At 73.8% G+C, this 14,439-nt stretch carries 16 protein-coding genes; 7 read left to right on the plus strand and 9 right to left on the minus strand.

What is annotated here, in order from left to right:
- Nucleotides 1-4 precede the first annotated feature (4 nt).
- Both ACQEVU_RS24720 and ACQEVU_RS24725 read right to left on the minus strand, forming a co-directional pair.
- The gene (locus ACQEVU_RS24720) at nucleotides 5-796 is read right to left on the minus strand and encodes an IclR family transcriptional regulator domain-containing protein (protein WP_433327399.1); all 792 of its coding nucleotides are present in this window, start codon (nucleotides 794-796) and stop codon (nucleotides 5-7) included.
- 21 nt (nucleotides 797-817) lie between these two features.
- Nucleotides 818-2,251 carry an amidohydrolase family protein gene (locus ACQEVU_RS24725; protein ID WP_433327401.1) on the minus strand — a complete coding sequence of 478 codons (1,434 nt, stop codon included), beginning with the start codon at nucleotides 2,249-2,251 and terminating at the stop codon, nucleotides 818-820.
- 129 nt (nucleotides 2,252-2,380) lie between these two features.
- On the opposite strand from ACQEVU_RS24725, the gene ACQEVU_RS24730 reads away from it, so the two are divergent.
- Genes ACQEVU_RS24730 through ACQEVU_RS24750 form a run of 5 tightly spaced genes read left to right on the plus strand, consistent with a single transcriptional unit; the run spans nucleotide 2,381 to nucleotide 6,455 of the window.
- Nucleotides 2,381-3,502, plus strand: a complete 1,122-nt coding sequence (locus ACQEVU_RS24730; protein ID WP_433327403.1) for a CaiB/BaiF CoA transferase family protein — start codon at nucleotides 2,381-2,383, stop codon at nucleotides 3,500-3,502.
- Entirely contained in the window at nucleotides 3,487-4,260 is a 774-nt protein-coding gene (locus tag ACQEVU_RS24735; RefSeq protein ID WP_433327405.1) for a citryl-CoA lyase, read from the plus strand. The genes ACQEVU_RS24730 and ACQEVU_RS24735 overlap by 16 nt, the downstream gene beginning before the upstream one ends.
- 2 nt (nucleotides 4,261-4,262) lie before the next feature.
- The gene (locus tag ACQEVU_RS24740; RefSeq protein ID WP_433327407.1) at nucleotides 4,263-5,126 is read left to right on the plus strand and encodes an extradiol ring-cleavage dioxygenase; all 864 of its coding nucleotides are present in this window, start codon (nucleotides 4,263-4,265) and stop codon (nucleotides 5,124-5,126) included.
- Nucleotides 5,123-5,485 (plus strand): hypothetical protein, encoded by a 363-nt coding sequence (locus ACQEVU_RS24745; protein ID WP_433327409.1) that lies wholly within the window; start codon nucleotides 5,123-5,125, stop codon nucleotides 5,483-5,485. Before ACQEVU_RS24740 ends, ACQEVU_RS24745 begins: the two co-directional genes overlap by 4 nt.
- 1 nt (nucleotide 5,486) lies before the next feature.
- Nucleotides 5,487-6,455 (plus strand): zinc-binding dehydrogenase, encoded by a 969-nt coding sequence (locus tag ACQEVU_RS24750; protein ID WP_433327411.1) that lies wholly within the window; start codon nucleotides 5,487-5,489, stop codon nucleotides 6,453-6,455.
- A 406-nt stretch (nucleotides 6,456-6,861) separates the two neighbouring features.
- Here the strand turns inward: ACQEVU_RS24750 and ACQEVU_RS24755 are convergent, their stop codons facing one another.
- A complete protein-coding gene (locus ACQEVU_RS24755) occupies nucleotides 6,862-7,443 on the minus strand; it encodes an FhaA domain-containing protein (protein ID WP_433327413.1) in 582 nt (193 codons plus the stop codon).
- Nucleotides 7,440-8,318 (minus strand): LysR family transcriptional regulator, encoded by an 879-nt coding sequence (locus ACQEVU_RS24760; protein WP_433327415.1) that lies wholly within the window; start codon nucleotides 8,316-8,318, stop codon nucleotides 7,440-7,442. The genes ACQEVU_RS24755 and ACQEVU_RS24760 overlap by 4 nt, the downstream gene beginning before the upstream one ends.
- Nucleotides 8,319-8,387: 69 nt before the next feature.
- Here ACQEVU_RS24760 and ACQEVU_RS24765 point away from each other — a divergent pair, with 69 nt between their 5' ends.
- Entirely contained in the window at nucleotides 8,388-9,377 is a 990-nt protein-coding gene (locus tag ACQEVU_RS24765) for an EamA family transporter (RefSeq protein WP_433327417.1), read from the plus strand.
- A gap of 189 nt (nucleotides 9,378-9,566) precedes the next feature.
- Nucleotides 9,567-10,448, plus strand: a complete 882-nt coding sequence (locus ACQEVU_RS24770) for a DUF1876 domain-containing protein (RefSeq protein WP_433327419.1) — start codon at nucleotides 9,567-9,569, stop codon at nucleotides 10,446-10,448.
- 107 nt (nucleotides 10,449-10,555) lie between these two features.
- On the opposite strand, the gene ACQEVU_RS24775 is transcribed toward ACQEVU_RS24770, so the two are convergent.
- The 5 genes from ACQEVU_RS24775 to ACQEVU_RS24795 all read right to left on the minus strand — a co-directional run bounded on the left by ACQEVU_RS24775 (nucleotide 10,556) and on the right by ACQEVU_RS24795 (nucleotide 14,334).
- Nucleotides 10,556-11,461, minus strand: a complete 906-nt coding sequence (locus tag ACQEVU_RS24775; RefSeq protein ID WP_433327421.1) for a PfkB family carbohydrate kinase — start codon at nucleotides 11,459-11,461, stop codon at nucleotides 10,556-10,558.
- A complete protein-coding gene (locus ACQEVU_RS24780) occupies nucleotides 11,458-12,198 on the minus strand; it encodes a hypothetical protein (RefSeq protein WP_433327423.1) in 741 nt (246 codons plus the stop codon). The genes ACQEVU_RS24775 and ACQEVU_RS24780 overlap by 4 nt, the downstream gene beginning before the upstream one ends.
- Nucleotides 12,199-12,258: 60 nt before the next feature.
- Nucleotides 12,259-12,444 carry a hypothetical protein gene (locus ACQEVU_RS24785; RefSeq protein WP_433327425.1) on the minus strand — a complete coding sequence of 62 codons (186 nt, stop codon included), beginning with the start codon at nucleotides 12,442-12,444 and terminating at the stop codon, nucleotides 12,259-12,261.
- On the minus strand, nucleotides 12,441-12,878 hold the full coding sequence (locus ACQEVU_RS24790) for a VOC family protein (protein WP_433335054.1): 438 nt from the start codon (nucleotides 12,876-12,878) through the stop codon (nucleotides 12,441-12,443). Before ACQEVU_RS24790 ends, ACQEVU_RS24785 begins: the two co-directional genes overlap by 4 nt.
- Before the next feature lie 82 nt (nucleotides 12,879-12,960).
- Nucleotides 12,961-14,334, minus strand: a complete 1,374-nt coding sequence (locus ACQEVU_RS24795) for a dihydrolipoyl dehydrogenase family protein (RefSeq protein ID WP_433327427.1) — start codon at nucleotides 14,332-14,334, stop codon at nucleotides 12,961-12,963.
- Nucleotides 14,335-14,439 lie beyond the last annotated feature (105 nt).

The following is a 14,439-nucleotide window of genomic DNA, read 5'->3' on the forward strand; positions in this document are numbered from 1 at the left end:
GCGCTCACGCTTCCAGGGGGACCGAGCCGAGCAGCGCGAAGTCGTGGCCGATGTCGGCGGCGGCGCGCAGCAACCGGGGGAGGTGGTGGTCGATGAGGTGCTCGAGCGTGGTCTCGGCGGCGTGGACGGTGACGTTGAGGGCGGCCACCACCCGCCCGTCGCCGTCGCGGACCGGCGTGGCGATCGAGCGGATGCCCGGGGCCAGGTCCTGGTCGGCCAGGGCCCAGCCCTTCGCGCGGACCTCGCGCAGCGCGGCGTCGAGCTCGTCGCGGGACGGCTGCCAGCGCGGGGTGATGCCCGAGCGGCCGGGCTCGGCCAGGACCTTCGTCAGGTCGTCGGGGGAGAGGGCGGCCAGCAGCACCTTGCCCATCGACGTTGCGGGGGCCGGGAAGCGGGTGCCGATCGTGACCGCCAGCGTCACGATCTTCGGCACCGCCACCCGGGCCACGTAGACGATGTCGCTGCCGTCCAGCTGGGCCATCGACGTCGACTCGCCGGTCTGCTCGACCAGGCGGCGCATGTGGGGGCGGGCCACGTCCCACAGGCTCAGGGCGCTGACGTACGCCATGCCGAGCTCCAGCACCCGCGGCGTCAGCTCGAAGCCGCGCTCGGCGGCCCGCACGTAGCCCAGCTCCTCCAGCGTGAGCAGGATGCGCCGGACCGTGGGGCGGGCCAGGCCGGTGGCGGCGGCGATCTCGCTCAGCGTCATCACCGGCCGGCCCGCTCGGAAGCAGCGCAGCACGTCCAGACCGCGGGCGAGAGCCTCGATGAAGTCCGGTCCCGCGTCGCGTGCCATCAGTGTCCTCTCATGCCCCGGTCAGGACGCTCCATGTTTCCACTGCGCGGATCCGGCGTCCCACTCGGTGTAGGTGTACGGATTGTCCATCACCTTCGTTTCCGGGATGTCCGGGTTCATGCCCTTGGCCCACGCGTCCGGGCCCATGGTGGCGATGAGGTACTCCACCGTGCGCTCGACGTCGGCGCGGATCTTCGGCAGGTCGGCGCCGACCAGGCGGTGCTCGTGCTTGACGAGGCGGCCGTTGACGACGACGGAGTGCACGTCGGCGCGCTGGGCCTGGAAGGCGACGTGGCCGTACGGGTTGAGGATCGGGAACATCACGGGCGAGTTGTCGTTTTTCAGGAGTACGACATCGGCCTTCTTGCCCGGCTCCAGGCTCCCGATGCGATCATCGAGGCCGAGGGCGCGGCTGCCGCCCCGGGTCGCCCAGTCCACGACCTGCTCGGCGCGCAGGTGCAGCTGCGTGACGGTCTCGGCGCGCTCGTGCGCGGCCATGTGCTCGCGGGACCGGTCGGCGCCGAGGGTGGTGCGCATGGCGGAGAACAGGTCGCCGCTCCACCAGACGCTGGTGTCCATCGACAGGGAGACGGGGATGCCGTGGTCGCGCAGCTGCCAGGTGGGCGGGTACCCCTGTCCGGCGCTCTGCTCGCTCTCCGTCGACACCGACACGGAACCGCCGGTGGCGGCGATGCGGTGGTAGGAGTCGTGCGTGAGCGTGGCGGCGTGGACGTACACCGTCTGCGGGGTCATGAAGCCGTGCTCGTGCATGAGCCGGATGCCGTCGTCGTTGGTGGCGCCCCAGACGCCGGCGTGCGTGGTGACCGGCACGCCGAGGTCGCGCGCCACCTCGAACGCCGCCTTCTCCGGGAACGTTGGGTCGCCGGTGACGTCGAAGGCCATCTGGAAGCCGAGCATGTCGCCGCCGCGGATGCGCCGGTTGACGAAGTCGCGGAACTCGGGGGCGGCCGACCACTCCCACGGGCCCTGCTGGATGTTGCCGTAGGCGAGGACGAACCGGCCCGGCACCGACTCGAGGGCGTCGACGGCGGCGTCGGCGTGCTGCGTGGTCTGCAGGCCGTGCGACCAGTCGACGGTGGTGGTGACCCCGGCGTCGAGGGCCTCCCAGGCGGCCAGCACGTTGCCGGCGTGGATGTCCTCGGGGCGGAAGTGCTTGCCCGACTCGAGGTAGTACCAGACGAAGTACTGCGTGAGGGTCCAGTCGGCGCCGTAGCCGCGCATGGCGGTCTGCCACATGTGGCGGTGAGTATCGATCATGCCGGGCATGACGATGCCGCCGGTCGCGTCGATCTCGACGGCCCCCGGCGGGGCGGTCAGGCCGACGCCGATCTCGGCGATGCGGTCGTCGACGACCAGCACGTCGGCGCCGGGCATCACGTTGTGTGAGTCGTCCATGGTGAGGACCAGGCCATTGCGGAAGAGCACGGCGCTCATCGCGGCCTCCAATCTCGGACGTCAGTCCGCCAGGCGGTCAGATTGGTCAGGTGCCTGGCATTCTCTGCCCGGTGGTGTACCGTGTCAACGACTAACGGACGTTCGTCCGCTGGACGGTCAGGAGGTGTCGTGGGTCCACTCGACGGGCTGCTGGTGGCCGACTTCTCGCGGATCCTCGCGGGCCCCTACGCGACGATGCTGCTGGCGGACCTGGGCGCCGACGTGATCAAGGTGGAGGGCCCCGGCGGCGACGACACTCGCACGTGGATGCCGCCGACGCGTGACGGCGTCTCGACGTACTACCTCGGTATCAACCGCAACAAGCGCTCCATCGCCCTGGACCTGCGCGACCCGGAGGACCTGGCCGCCGCGCGCGAGCTGGCGGCGCGGGCTGACGTGTTCATCGAGAACTTCAAGCCGGGCGGCCTGGCCCGCTTCGGGCTCGACTACGACACGGTGTCGGCCGGCAACGCGGGCGTCGTCTACGCGTCGATCAGCGGCTTCGGCTCGGGCGCCGGCGCGTCGCTGCCCGGCTACGACCTGATGGTGCAGGCGATCTCGGGCCTGATGAGCCTGACCGGCGACCCGGACGGCACGCCGTACCGGGCCGGGATCTCCGTCTTCGACGTGATGGCCGGGATGCACGCGAACATCGGCATCCTGGCCGCGCTGCACCAGCGCACGGCCACCGGCTGTGGCCAGCACATCGAGGTGAACCTGCTGTCCTCGGCGCTGTCGGGGCTGGTCAATCACAGCAGCGGGTACGTCGCCGGGGGTACCGTGCCGTTCCGTATGGGCAATGCGCATCCGAGTCTGTTCCCGTACGAGCCGCTGCCGACCGCCGACGGCGAGCTGATCGTCATCGCGGGCAACGACGGGCAGTTCCGCAAGCTGTGCGCGGTCCTGGGGCTGGCGGACCTGCCGGACGATCCGCGCTTCGGGCGCAACCAGGACCGCACCGCCAACCGCGAGGCGCTGCGCCCGCTGCTGGTCGAGGCCCTCGCAGCCAAGGGCAAGGACGAGTGGTTCGCGGAGCTGACCGCGGCCGGGGTGCCGTGCGCGCCGATCAACACCATCGACGGCGGGGTCGCGTTCGCCTCGTCGCTCGGCCTCGACCCGGTGGTGTCATCGGGCGGGGTGCCGGGCGTGCGCAACCCGATCACGTTTTCGGCGACGGCGCCGCGGTACGAGCTGCCGCCGCCCGGTCTTGACGAGCACGGCGAGGAGATCCGGCAGTGGCTGAAGAGCTGAGTTTCCCGACGGGTATCGGCACGTCGTCGGCCGACGAGATCCGGCTGCTCGGTCAGGACCTGGCCCACGACCTGATGGGCAAGGTCGGCTTCGGCGAGCTGGCGTTCTGGCTCGTCGCCGGCCGCCGCCCGACCCCTGGCGAGACACGCGTCTTCGAGGCCGTCCTGGTCGCGCTGGCCGACCACGGCTTCACACCGACGGCGATCGCCGCCCGCGTCACCTACGCCTCAGCCCCTGAATCGCTGCAGGGCGCGCTGGCTGCCGGTCTGCTCGGCGGTGGTTCACGCTTTCTCGGCGTAACCGAAGACGCGGGATGCTTCCTGGCCGCACAACTCGGACATATCACGAAATTTCCAGACAGCGACGCCGATTGGGACGAGCTCGCTCGTGCGGCAATTGCCGGCGTGAAGCGCATTCCGGGCCTTGGGCATCCGGTGCACAAGGTGCAGGACCCCCGCACCCCGGTGCTGATCCGCATCGCCGACGAGGAGGGGCTGCGCGGGCCGCATCTGCGGCTGTTCGAGGCGATCGGCCGCGTCCACCCGGCGATCATCGGGCGCACCCTGCCGCTCAACGGCGCCGGCGTCTGCGGCGCCGCCCTCGCCGACCTGGGCCTGCCGGTGCAGATGCTGCGCGGCTTCGCGCTGCTCGCCCGCGCCGCCGGGCTGCTCGGCCACCTCGCCGAGGAACAGCGCACCAACCTCGGGCTCGAGATCTACCGCACCGTCGACCGTCACGCCGTGTACCGGAAGGAGTAGCCGTGGCCAGCATCGTCGCGGTGATCGCCTCGACACACCATCCCTTCTACTACAAGGCCAGCACCGCCACCGGCGAGGACCGCCCCCCGTTCGCCGACGAGTGGGTGGCCAAGATCCTGCGGTTCCGCGAGACGCTCACCAAGGCCCGCCCCGACGTCCTCGTCATGGTCGGCTCCGACCACTTCCACCAGCTGTGGCTGGACAACATGCCACAGTTCCTCGTCGGCAAAGCCCCGATGTACGACGCCAACTGGTACAACGAACAGCGCGAGTTCGGCCTGCCGCGCCTGCTGCTGCGCGGGCAGGAGGACCTCTCGGCGTACATCCTGCGGGAGGGTCTCGACGCCGGCTTCGACCTGGCCTTCAGCAACGAACTGCGCATCGACCACAGCATCACCTGCCCGATCATCACCCTGCGCCCCGACGCCGACCTGCCGATCGTGCCCATCTACACCAACATCTTCGCCCCACCCCTGCCCCAGCCCAAGCGGTTCGTCCAACTGGGACAGACGATCCGGCAACTGATCGAGTCGTGGCCCTCGGACCTGCGCGTCGCGGTCATCGGCACCGGCCACCTGTCGCTGGAACTCGGCGGCCCCCGCCAGTTCGGCCCGCACGGCCCCGACCCCGAATTCGACCGCAAAGCCGTGGAATGGATCGCGACCGGCGACCTCGACCAATGCCTCGCCGAAGTCACCCTCGACAGCCTGCACGCACCCGGCAACGCCACCCACGGCTTCATGGACTTCATGCTCATGATGGGCGTCGCCGGCGCCGACCGGAAAGCCGACTACGTCGACACCTACGACCTGTTCCACACCATGGAGGCCTACTTCACCTGGTACCCCAACGGAGCACCGGCATGAGCAAATACCTGCTGAACAAGTTCCTGTACACGGTGGACCGCGACCCCGACCTCGTCGAGCGCTACCGCAACGACCCCGCCGGCACCGTCGCCTGGTGGGAAACCACGCTCGGCACCACGCTCTTGAACTGCCACACCGGCGAAGCCACCACCTGGCTGTCGTTCACCGACGAAGAACGCGGCGCCCTCACCGCCCACGACCACGTCGCACTCTTCGCCCTCGGCGCCCACCCGTTCCTGACCCTGACCCTGTTCATCGCCATGTTCGAACGCGACCACCCCGAACCGCTCGCGTACCAGAAGCGCTACGGCGAGCTGCTGAGCCACTTCTCGCTGCCGTACCCGGACATCGCGACCTGACATGCGCGCCACGCTCATCCTGCAGTGCGGCCGCCCGCCGGTGGTCGCCGACTACGACGACCCGCCACCGCCCGGCCCCGACACCCGGTCGATCACGGTGACCGCCGCGCCGATCACCCCCCTCGACGTCCTCTGCGCCACCGGCGCCTCGTACTTCGGCGCCCCCGCCGTCCCGTACGTCCCCGGCGTCCAGGGCGTCGGCACCCTCGCCGACGGCACGCCGGTCTGGTTCGCCACCGACGCGGGGATGAGCCCCGGCGACGGCAGCCTGGCCCAGCGCGCGACGGTCCCCGCCGCCGACGTCGTCACCCTGCCCTCCGGCGCCGACCATCGCCTGGTCGCCGCCCTGGGCCTGTCCGCGGTCGCCGCCTGGCAGTCCCTGGCCACCTGCGGCGACCTGCGCCCCGGTGAGCAGGTCCTGGTCCTCGGCGGCGGCGGCATCGTCGGCCAGGCCGCGATCCAGATCGCCCGCCTGCTGGGCGCCGGCCGGGTCGTGGCCGCCTGCCGCTCGCCGCGGGCCCGCGAGCGCGCCGAGCGCCTCGGCGCCGACGCCGTGGTACCCCTGCTGGACGACGACGACGTCGACACCCTCGCGGCCCGCCTGCGCGCCGCGCTGGACGGCCCGCTCGACCTCGTCCTCGACCCGCTGTTCGGCGTCCCGGCCGCCGCGGCGCTGCGCACCCTGCGCCCGGGCGGCCGCCTGGTGAACCTCGGCGGCTCGGCGAGCCCGACCGCACCGATCGACTCGGCGACGCTGCGCAGCGGGTCGTTGCGGCTGCTCGGGTACACGAACAACGCCCTGAGCAAGCCCGAACGCGCCGAAACCCTGCGGGCGATCGCGGCGCACGCCGCCGCCGGCCGGCTGAGCGTCGACTTCGACGCGGTGCCGATGGACGACGCGCCGGCCGCCTGGGCCGCGCAGGCCGCCGGCTCGGCGTCGGCCCGGACGGTGGTCCTGCCCGGCCCGTGACGCGGCCCGTGCTGGCGGGCCCCGGGACGCGCACGCTCGCCGTCGCCCGGGCCCGTCAGATCACCACGCCCAAGCGCACCCACGCCCGCGCAACGACCCCCGCGCCTAAACGCCACCGCGCAATGCACGTCGTGCGTTGAGCAAACCCGGCCGATAGCGCACGAGCGGCGCGGGCTAGCCCCGGAACCCCGGGCGACGGCCGCGCGCATCGCTGGACCGGTGCCACGATCGCGCGGTGACGCGCGCGCATCACCGTCGGAGGTGCTCTGGTGCCGGCTGCTCCACACATCGTGCGAAGCGAGGCTGCTCAACCGCGATCGCGCACAGAGACCGCCGTGAGCGACGCCGATTTCTTCACGCTACAACACGCCGCCTAATTGACCTTCAAGGCGATCGCTGAGCGTCCCTACGACTCCACCGTGAGTGTAACCGGGCCGACGCCGATCGTGTCGCCCGGCGCGACCGGGGTCGGGCCGCCGAGCACCGGCTGGTCGTTCAGCGTCGTGCCGTTGGTCGAGCCGAGGTCGGACAGCGTCAGCGCGCGGCCGTCGTAGCGCAGCGACGCGTGGCGGCGGGACACGCCCTCGTCGCGGATGCGCAGGTCGGCCTCGCGGCCGCGGCCGATGACCGTCGTGCCGGCCTGCAGCGTGTAGCGGCGGCCGTCCGCCACCAGCAGGCCGATGCCGCGGCCGGCCTCGTCGCCGCGGAGGGTGCGGGCGCGGCGTACGTCGGCGACCACCCGCACCTCGCCCGACGGCACGTCGCCGTCCGGCTCGATGTCGACGACCACCGCGTCGCGGATCTGCCAGCCCTGCTCGTCCAGCCAGCCGGCGTGCGAGCGGGCCAGGTCCGAGGCCAGCGGCGCCAGGTGCGGATGATCCTCCGGCGCGACCAGCACGAGGTAGCTGTTCGGGGCGAGGGTCTGCTCCCCGACCTCGGCCTCGCGCTGCATGGCGTCCAGGATCGTCAGCCGGTGCGGCAGACTCATGGCGGCGAGTCTAACGGCGCCGCCGGACCGTACGCCGCCCGCGTCAGCCGGATGAGGTCGTCGAGGCCGGCGGGCGGGTCGTCGCGCCACCACGCCAGCCAGACGTGGATCGGCGGGGCGTCACGCACGCGGCGGTACGCCACACCCGGCCGCGGGTTCTGGTTCGCCGTCGCCTCCGAGGTGAGGCCGACGGCCTGGTTGGCGGCGATGAGCGTGAGCCACTCGTCCACGCCGCGGGTGGCGCGCACCGTCGCCGGGCCCGCGCCGGCCGGCCACAGGTCCATGGTGGTGGTGCCGGTGCGATCGTCGATGGCCATCGTGTACCGCACGAGGTCGCTCAACCGCACCGACCGGCGCCGCGCCAGGGCGTTGTCGGTCGACACCGCCGCGTGGCGGGCCTCCACGCCGACGAGCGCCGTGTCGAAGCGCGGATCGGGCAGGGCGCGGCGGATCACGGCGACGTCGGCGCTGCCGTCGACGAGGCCCGCGGCGGGCGTGTTGGAGTACGCGAACACGAGCGGCAGCCCGGGGTGGCGGGCCGCCCACGCCCGCTGCAGCCGGCGGGTGTGCTTGCCCATCGCCGCCCACGCGTAGCCGACCCGCAGCTCGGTGCGCGAGCGCTCCACCGCCCGGCGCAGGTGCGCCACCTCGTCGAGCGCCGCCCGCGCGCGGGCCACCGCCTGCACGCCGGCCGACGTCAGGCGCACCTGCCGCGTGGTGCGGTGCAGCAGCCGCACGCCCAGGGCCGCCTCGAGCGCGGCGACCGAGCGCGACACCGCCGCCTGCGACAGGCCGAGCGCCGTCGCGGCGTCGGTGAACGTGCCCGCGTCGACGACGGCGACGAACGCGCGCAGCTGGCGCAGCTCGACATCCATGCGTACAGCGTATAAATGGCGCGTCGCATGCATTTCTCCGGCCCGCCCGGCCCGCCCACACTGGGCCGTGTGAACCGGCAGAACCTTTCCACGGGCGGCGCGCTGGCGACGATGGCCGCCTCCGCCGCGGGCAACCAGGCGGGCGCCGCGCTCGGCGCGCACGCATTCCCGGCGATCGGGCCCGCCGGGGTCGTGGCCGTGCGGCAGTTCGTCGCCGCCGCGGTACTGCTGCCGGTGGCCCGGCCCAACCTGCGCCGCTTCACGTGGGCCCAGTGGTGGCCGACCCTGCTGCTCGGGCTGGTCTTCGCGACCATGAACCTCAGCCTGTACACCGCCGTCGACCGCATCGGGCTCGGTCTCGCGGTGACGCTGGAGTTTCTCGGCCCCCTCGCGGTCGCGCTTGCCGGCTCGCGGACCAGCGCCGACCTCGGGCTGGCGCTGGTCGCCGGGGCCGGGGTCTACGTGCTGGTGCTGCCGGGGCCGAGCAGCGACTTCTTCGGCGTGGGCATGGGGCTGCTGGCGGCGGTCTGCTGGGCGGCGTACATCCTGCTGAACCGGCTCGTCGGCAAACGCCTCCCCGGCCTGCAGGCGCCGGCCGCGGCCACCGCCGTCTCCGCCGCCATGTACGTCCCGGTCGCCGTCATCATGGCGATGCACGGCCGGTTCGGGCTCGCCGCGGTCGGCTGGGCGATCGGCGCCGGAGTGCTGTGCTCCGTGGTCCCGTACGCCGCCGACCTCGTCGCCCTGCGCCGCATCCCGACGCGCTTCTTCGGCCTGCTGCAGAGCGTCCACCCGGTCTTCGCGGCCCTCGCGGGCGCCGCGATCCTGGGTCAGGTCCCGGCCGCCCACGTCTGGGCTGGCATCGCGATCGTGGTGGGCACCAACGTGGTCGCGGTGGCGGCCCGGCTAGCCCGCCCGGCCGCGCAGGACGGCGACGCCCTCGCCGGTCAGGTCGTCGAGGGCGACGGCCCGTCCGGTCATGGCGAGCACCAGGGCGACCATCGGCCCGGCCGCCTCCGGCCCGTCGCCGTGGCGCCAGGCGGTGTGGGTGGCGCGTAGGGCGACGCCGTCGATGCGGCGCCTCAGGTGCTCGGCGGCGAGCGCGGCGCGCTCGGCCCGGATCATCGGCCAGATGTCCATCGCCGCTCAGCAGAGCAGCCGGCGAGCGAGGGTGCAGCCGATACGCCGGGCCGGTCATTCCAACGAGTGATGCGTTTGCCACCCCGCGCGGCGGGTAGCGGTTGGCCGGTGAGGACACCGGCGGAACCTCATCGCTCCGGCGACCTCGACCTCGGGGCCGTCGAGCGGATGCTGGCCGGCCGCCTGGGCAACGACGGCCAGGCGGCGCTCGCCGGCCAGGTCGCGCGGCTGCTCGCCCAGCCGGAGCCGCCGCCGACCCGGATCGCCCGGGCGCTGGGCCGAATCATGCAGTACGAGGGCGGCGACGTGGGGCTGATCGACTGGCTCGACCGGTTCCCGGGCCGGCCGCGCCTCGTGGTGCGCATCCTGGGGCTCATCGGCCTGCTGGAGCGCTACGGCAGGCAGCGCCGCGTGGACGGCGTGCTGGCCGGGCTGCGCGACGGCGGGCGCCTGCCCGCGCGGGTGGCCGGCCGGCTGGCGCCGGACACCGACGGGGCGACGCTGCCCGGCCTCGGCCGCGAGATCAGGCTGATGCTGGCCGCCGACGAGCTCGTCGAGGCGGGGCGGCTCGCCCGCTCCGCCGCGCGGGCCCTCGCGTTGGTCGGGCCGTCCGTCGCCGGGGTGCCGGGCCTGGCCGACCTCGGCGACCTGGCCGAGGCGTCCCGCCGCGACCTGGGCGACGCCCTGGTGGCCTTGCGCGACATCGAGAAGGGGGAGCGGATCGTGATGCCTACCAAACACTGGAACGTCGACATTGTCATCGGCGAGGACGGCGGCCGGACCCACGCCGAGGCGCGCCTCAACACCGAGGACGACATGATCGTCACCGGTACCGGCGACGCCCGGCTCAACCCGGCCGACGAGGACATCCCGGAGATCGGCGACGAGCTCGCCGCCGCCCGCGCGCTGTCCGACCTCGGTCACCGGCTGCTCATGACGGCGTCCGCCGACATCGAGGCGGTCACCGACGAGCCGCTGAGCATCGGGTAGCCGTGTGCCGATCCCGTGAAAGGCCGGCCGCGCGGGGTCGCGCCGGGCGCGCTGCCGCGCGCCGGCTGGCACGGGTGACCGGGGCGGGGTGAGCCGCCCCTGGTTCGTCATGCCTCGAGCGTCGCCGAGCGCTCGGCGGGATGTCCCGCCGGCGGGGCCGTTGCGCAGGATTGCGACATCAGGGCGGCGATCTCGGCGGCGGTCGGCAGCGCGGCCCGCGCCCCGACCGCGCGGGTGGCGAGGGCGCCGGCCGCGGCGGCGAGGCGGACCGCGTCGTCGAGGGGCCGGCCGGCGTCGAGGGCCCAGGCGAGGGCGCCGCAGAAGGCGTCGCCGGCGCCGGTGGTGTCGAGCGCCGCGACGCGGTACCCGGGCACGTCGAGCGTGCCGGTGCGGCGGTGGATGCGGCAGCCGGCGCCGCCCATCGTGACCACGACCGCGCCGACGCCGGCGTCGAGCAGGGCGGCGGGCGGGCCGAGGCCGGCGAGCTCGTGCTGGTTGGGGACGAGGACATCGACGAGCGCGAGCAGGCCGGCCGGGAGCGCCCGCGCGGGGGCCGGGTTGAGCACGAAGACGCGGCCGGCGGCCCGGGCCCGGCGGGCCGCCTCGGCGACGGCCTCCAGGGGTACCTCGAGGCTGGCCAGGACGACGCCGGGGCCGTCGAGCGGGCCGATGTCGGCGGGCGTGAGCCGGGCGTTGGCGCCGGGCACGACGGTGATGGCGTTCTCGCCGGCGTCGTCGACGAGGACGACGGCGAGCCCGGTCGGCTCGGTGGCGTCGCGGCGCACGCGGGCGGCGTCGACGCCGGGCAGCGTCGCCGGGTCGAAGTCGGCGCCGACGCGGGCGACGAGCGCGCACCGGCCGCCGAGGCGGGCGACGGCGACGGCCTGGTTGCCGCCCTTGCCGCCGGCGCCGCCACCGGACCCGCCGGCGATGACGGTCTCGCCCGGCGCGGCGATGCGGGGCACGCGGATGACCAGGTCGCGGTTGACGGCGCCGACGACGAGGACGCTCACTCGTACTCCTGGCCGCACCGCGCCAGCTCGCCCAGCACGTCCCAGCCGAGGCCGCCGATCGCCCGGTGTCCGGGCTCCGGCTCCGGCGCCGGCAGCACGGCCGGCCCGGGCACGGGGACGCGCAGGCCGTCCTCCTCGTCCCACCCGCCGAGGGTGCCGGCGACGCCGCACTCGAGATAGGTGCGGGGATCGAAGTTGTACCACCTGCGGCCGGTCGCGCGGCGGCAGTCCGCGGCCCGGGGCGTGTCGACGCCGAACGACGCCCACGGGTCCAGTGGCCCCTGCGCGGCGAAGTCGGCGAGGTCGGCCAGCTGCGACAGGACGATCGCCTCCCAGTCGGCGAACGTGGCCGGCTCCTCGACGAAGTCGTACTCGGCCGTCCGCCACGCCGGGTCGTCCACCCCCGGGTCGACCTCGCCGGCGGCGATCACCATCGCCGCGACCTCGTCGGGGGAGAGCCACTCGCGGCCGGCCAGGGCCGCCCCGACCAGCCGCCAGCCGCGCAGGAACGCGGCCAGGTCGCGGCCCGAGGCGCGGATGCCGGCGCCGGCGTCGACGAGCCGCACGTACAGCTCGCGGTTGGTGGCGCAGGCCGGCTCGTCGGGCCCGTGGACCCGGTATTCGCGCCCGTTGTCGACGCGCAGCCGCAGGGCGTGTGCGAGCGCGGCGACGCGGTCGTCGAAGGCGCCGCCCGCGACCGGCTCGCCGTCGGTGTGCCGGACCTCCCAGGTTCCCACGCCGATACGGTACCCACCGGGGGCACCGCCTGGGCTCACCCTCCGCCGCCGACGGCCGGATCAGGGCGGCCGGGGCTGAGTCACGGATTCGGAGCGCTCCTCGCGCATCATGAAGTCGGCGTACCACTCCGGCCAGCCCTCGTCGTAGTGCCCGAGGGCCTCCTCGTGCCGGCCGTGGGCCTCGGCGGCCCGCCGCAGCGCCCGCGCCAGATCCGCCGCGGAGGTGAAGACCAGGGGCTCGGTCACCGGCCCGGCGCCCTGACCCTGATCTCCTGCAGCACCCAGCCGTTGCCGTCGGGGTCGGTGAAGGAGGCGAACGAGCCGTAGTCGAGGCGGTCCGGGTGCGGGCCGGCGACCCGCGCCTCGGTGCCCGCATGGTGGAAGATGCCGCCCGCGTCGTGGAACGGCTCGCTCACGTCCACGCCGCGGGAGAGCAGGTCCGCCCGGGCCTTCTCGATGTCGTACACCGTGAGGTGCAGCCCCTGCATCGAGCCCGGCGCCGCCGTGGTGAGCCGCTCGCCGAAGATGATCGAGCACTCCGAGCCGGGCGGGGTGTACTGGATCACGCGCAGCCCGTCGGGCGCCACGAAGTCGGCGTCCAGGCGGAAGCCCAGCCCGCCGTAGAAGTCCTTGGCTCGCTCGGCATCGGCGACGGGCAGCACGATGACCTCGAGTTTCATATCCACGCGGCAACGATCCCGTGCGACGGGTGGGCGCGCCCTGGGGAAGGTCGCCGGTTCACCCAGGCTTTCACCGGGGCCGTCACAGGCCGAGTTCGTTGAAGAGGTACAGCCAGATCTCACTGCGCGTCGGGAACGACGGGACCGCGTGGCGCAGGCGGCCCAGCGGCACCTCGCCCACGACGGCGATCGTCGCGGCGTGCAGGAAGTCGGCGACCTCCGAGCCGGTGATCGTGGCGCCGACGAGCACCTGGCGCTCCTCGTCGATGAGGAAGCGGCTGGTGCCGCGGGCGCCGCTGCCGTAGTAGGAGCCGCCGGCGTTGCCCGACGTCGGCAGGTCGACGACGCGGACCGAGATGCCGGCCGCGGCCGCCGTCGCCGTGGTGTGACCGACGGCGGCGACCTGCGGGTCGGTGAAGATCACCCGCGGGGCGCCGGTGCCGTCGGCGAGGTGCTGGGCGGCCATCGGGCGGCCCAGGATGTGGCCCGCGGCGAGCGCCGCCTGGTACTTCGCCATGTGCGTGAACAGCGCCCGGCCGTTGAGGTCGCCCACGACGTACAGCCAGTCCTTGCCCGGCACCCGTGTGTGCTCGTCGACCTTGATGTAGCCGCTCTCGGGGATGCCGACGGTGGCCAGGCCCAGGTCGGACGTCTCGGGCACGCGGCCGGTCGCCACCAGCAGCTCGTCGCCGACGGCGGTGGAGCCGTCGCCGAGCGTGACCACGACGGTGTCGCCTTCGCGGCGGACCGAGGTGGCCTTCTGCGCGGTGCGGATGTCCACGCCCAGCTCGGTGAGCGACGCGGTGACCTGCTCGCATGCGAACTCCTCCTCGCGGGGCAGCAGGCGCCGCTCGCCCTCGATGAGGGTCACCCGGGTGCCCAGCGACGCGTACGCCTGGCTGAGCTCCGACCCGACGACCCCGCCGCCGAGCACGACCAGGCGGCCGGGCAGCGTCTTGGCGGTGGTCGCCTCGCGGTTGGTCCAGGGGGAGGCGTCGGCCAGGCCCTCGATCGGAGGCAGGGCCGGTGCGCTGCCGCCGGCCAGGATGACCGCCTTGCGCGCCACGAGGACCTCGTCGCCGACCACGACCCGGCGCTCGCCGTCGAGGCGGCCACGACCGCGGAACAGGGTGACGCCGCGCTCCTCGAGCCACGGGAGCTGGCCGCTGTCGTTGAGGTCGTTGATCAGCTCGTCGCGGCGGCGCAGGACGGCCGCGGCGTCGAGCGGGCCGGTGATCGCCTCCGCCGCCCCGGGGACGCGGCGGGCCTCGGCGAGCAGCTCACCGGGGCGCAGCAGCGCCTTCGACGGGATGCACGCCCAGTACGAGCATTCGCCGCCGACCTTGCGGTCCTCGACGATGGCCACCTCGAGCCCGCCGCCGGCGAGCCGGCCGGCCGCGACCTCACCGCCCGGACCGGCCCCGACCACGACGACGTCGAAGCTGCGTTCCTGCATGACTCTTCCCCCTGACGGTCTGCCTGGCTGCGTTTGTACGGTACGCGTTGCACGGGCGGCCGACCCGGGTGAGAAGACCGATCAGGATTCGAGAAGCACGGGCCA

The organism is Dactylosporangium sp. CA-139066 (assembly GCF_050936175.1).
Lineage (GTDB): Bacteria > Actinomycetota > Actinomycetes > Mycobacteriales > Micromonosporaceae > Dactylosporangium.

Bases quoted from the DNA above. Each gene is read 5' to 3' on its own strand.
- ACQEVU_RS24720 (WP_433327399.1), bottom strand. From the start codon at position 796: ATGGCACGCGACGCGGGACCGGACTTCATCGAGGCTCTCGCCCGCGGT.
- ACQEVU_RS24725 (WP_433327401.1), bottom strand. From the start codon at position 2,251: ATGAGCGCCGTGCTCTTCCGCAATGGCCTGGTCCTCACCATGGACGAC.
- ACQEVU_RS24745 (WP_433327409.1), top strand. From the start codon at position 5,123: ATGAGCAAATACCTGCTGAACAAGTTCCTGTACACGGTGGACCGCGAC.
- ACQEVU_RS24750 (WP_433327411.1), top strand. From the start codon at position 5,487: ATGCGCGCCACGCTCATCCTGCAGTGCGGCCGCCCGCCGGTGGTCGCC.
- ACQEVU_RS24755 (WP_433327413.1), bottom strand. From the start codon at position 7,443: ATGAGTCTGCCGCACCGGCTGACGATCCTGGACGCCATGCAGCGCGAG.
- ACQEVU_RS24760 (WP_433327415.1), bottom strand. From the start codon at position 8,318: ATGGATGTCGAGCTGCGCCAGCTGCGCGCGTTCGTCGCCGTCGTCGAC.
- ACQEVU_RS24790 (WP_433335054.1), bottom strand. From the start codon at position 12,878: ATGAAACTCGAGGTCATCGTGCTGCCCGTCGCCGATGCCGAGCGAGCC.
- ACQEVU_RS24795 (WP_433327427.1), bottom strand. From the start codon at position 14,334: ATGCAGGAACGCAGCTTCGACGTCGTCGTGGTCGGGGCCGGTCCGGGC.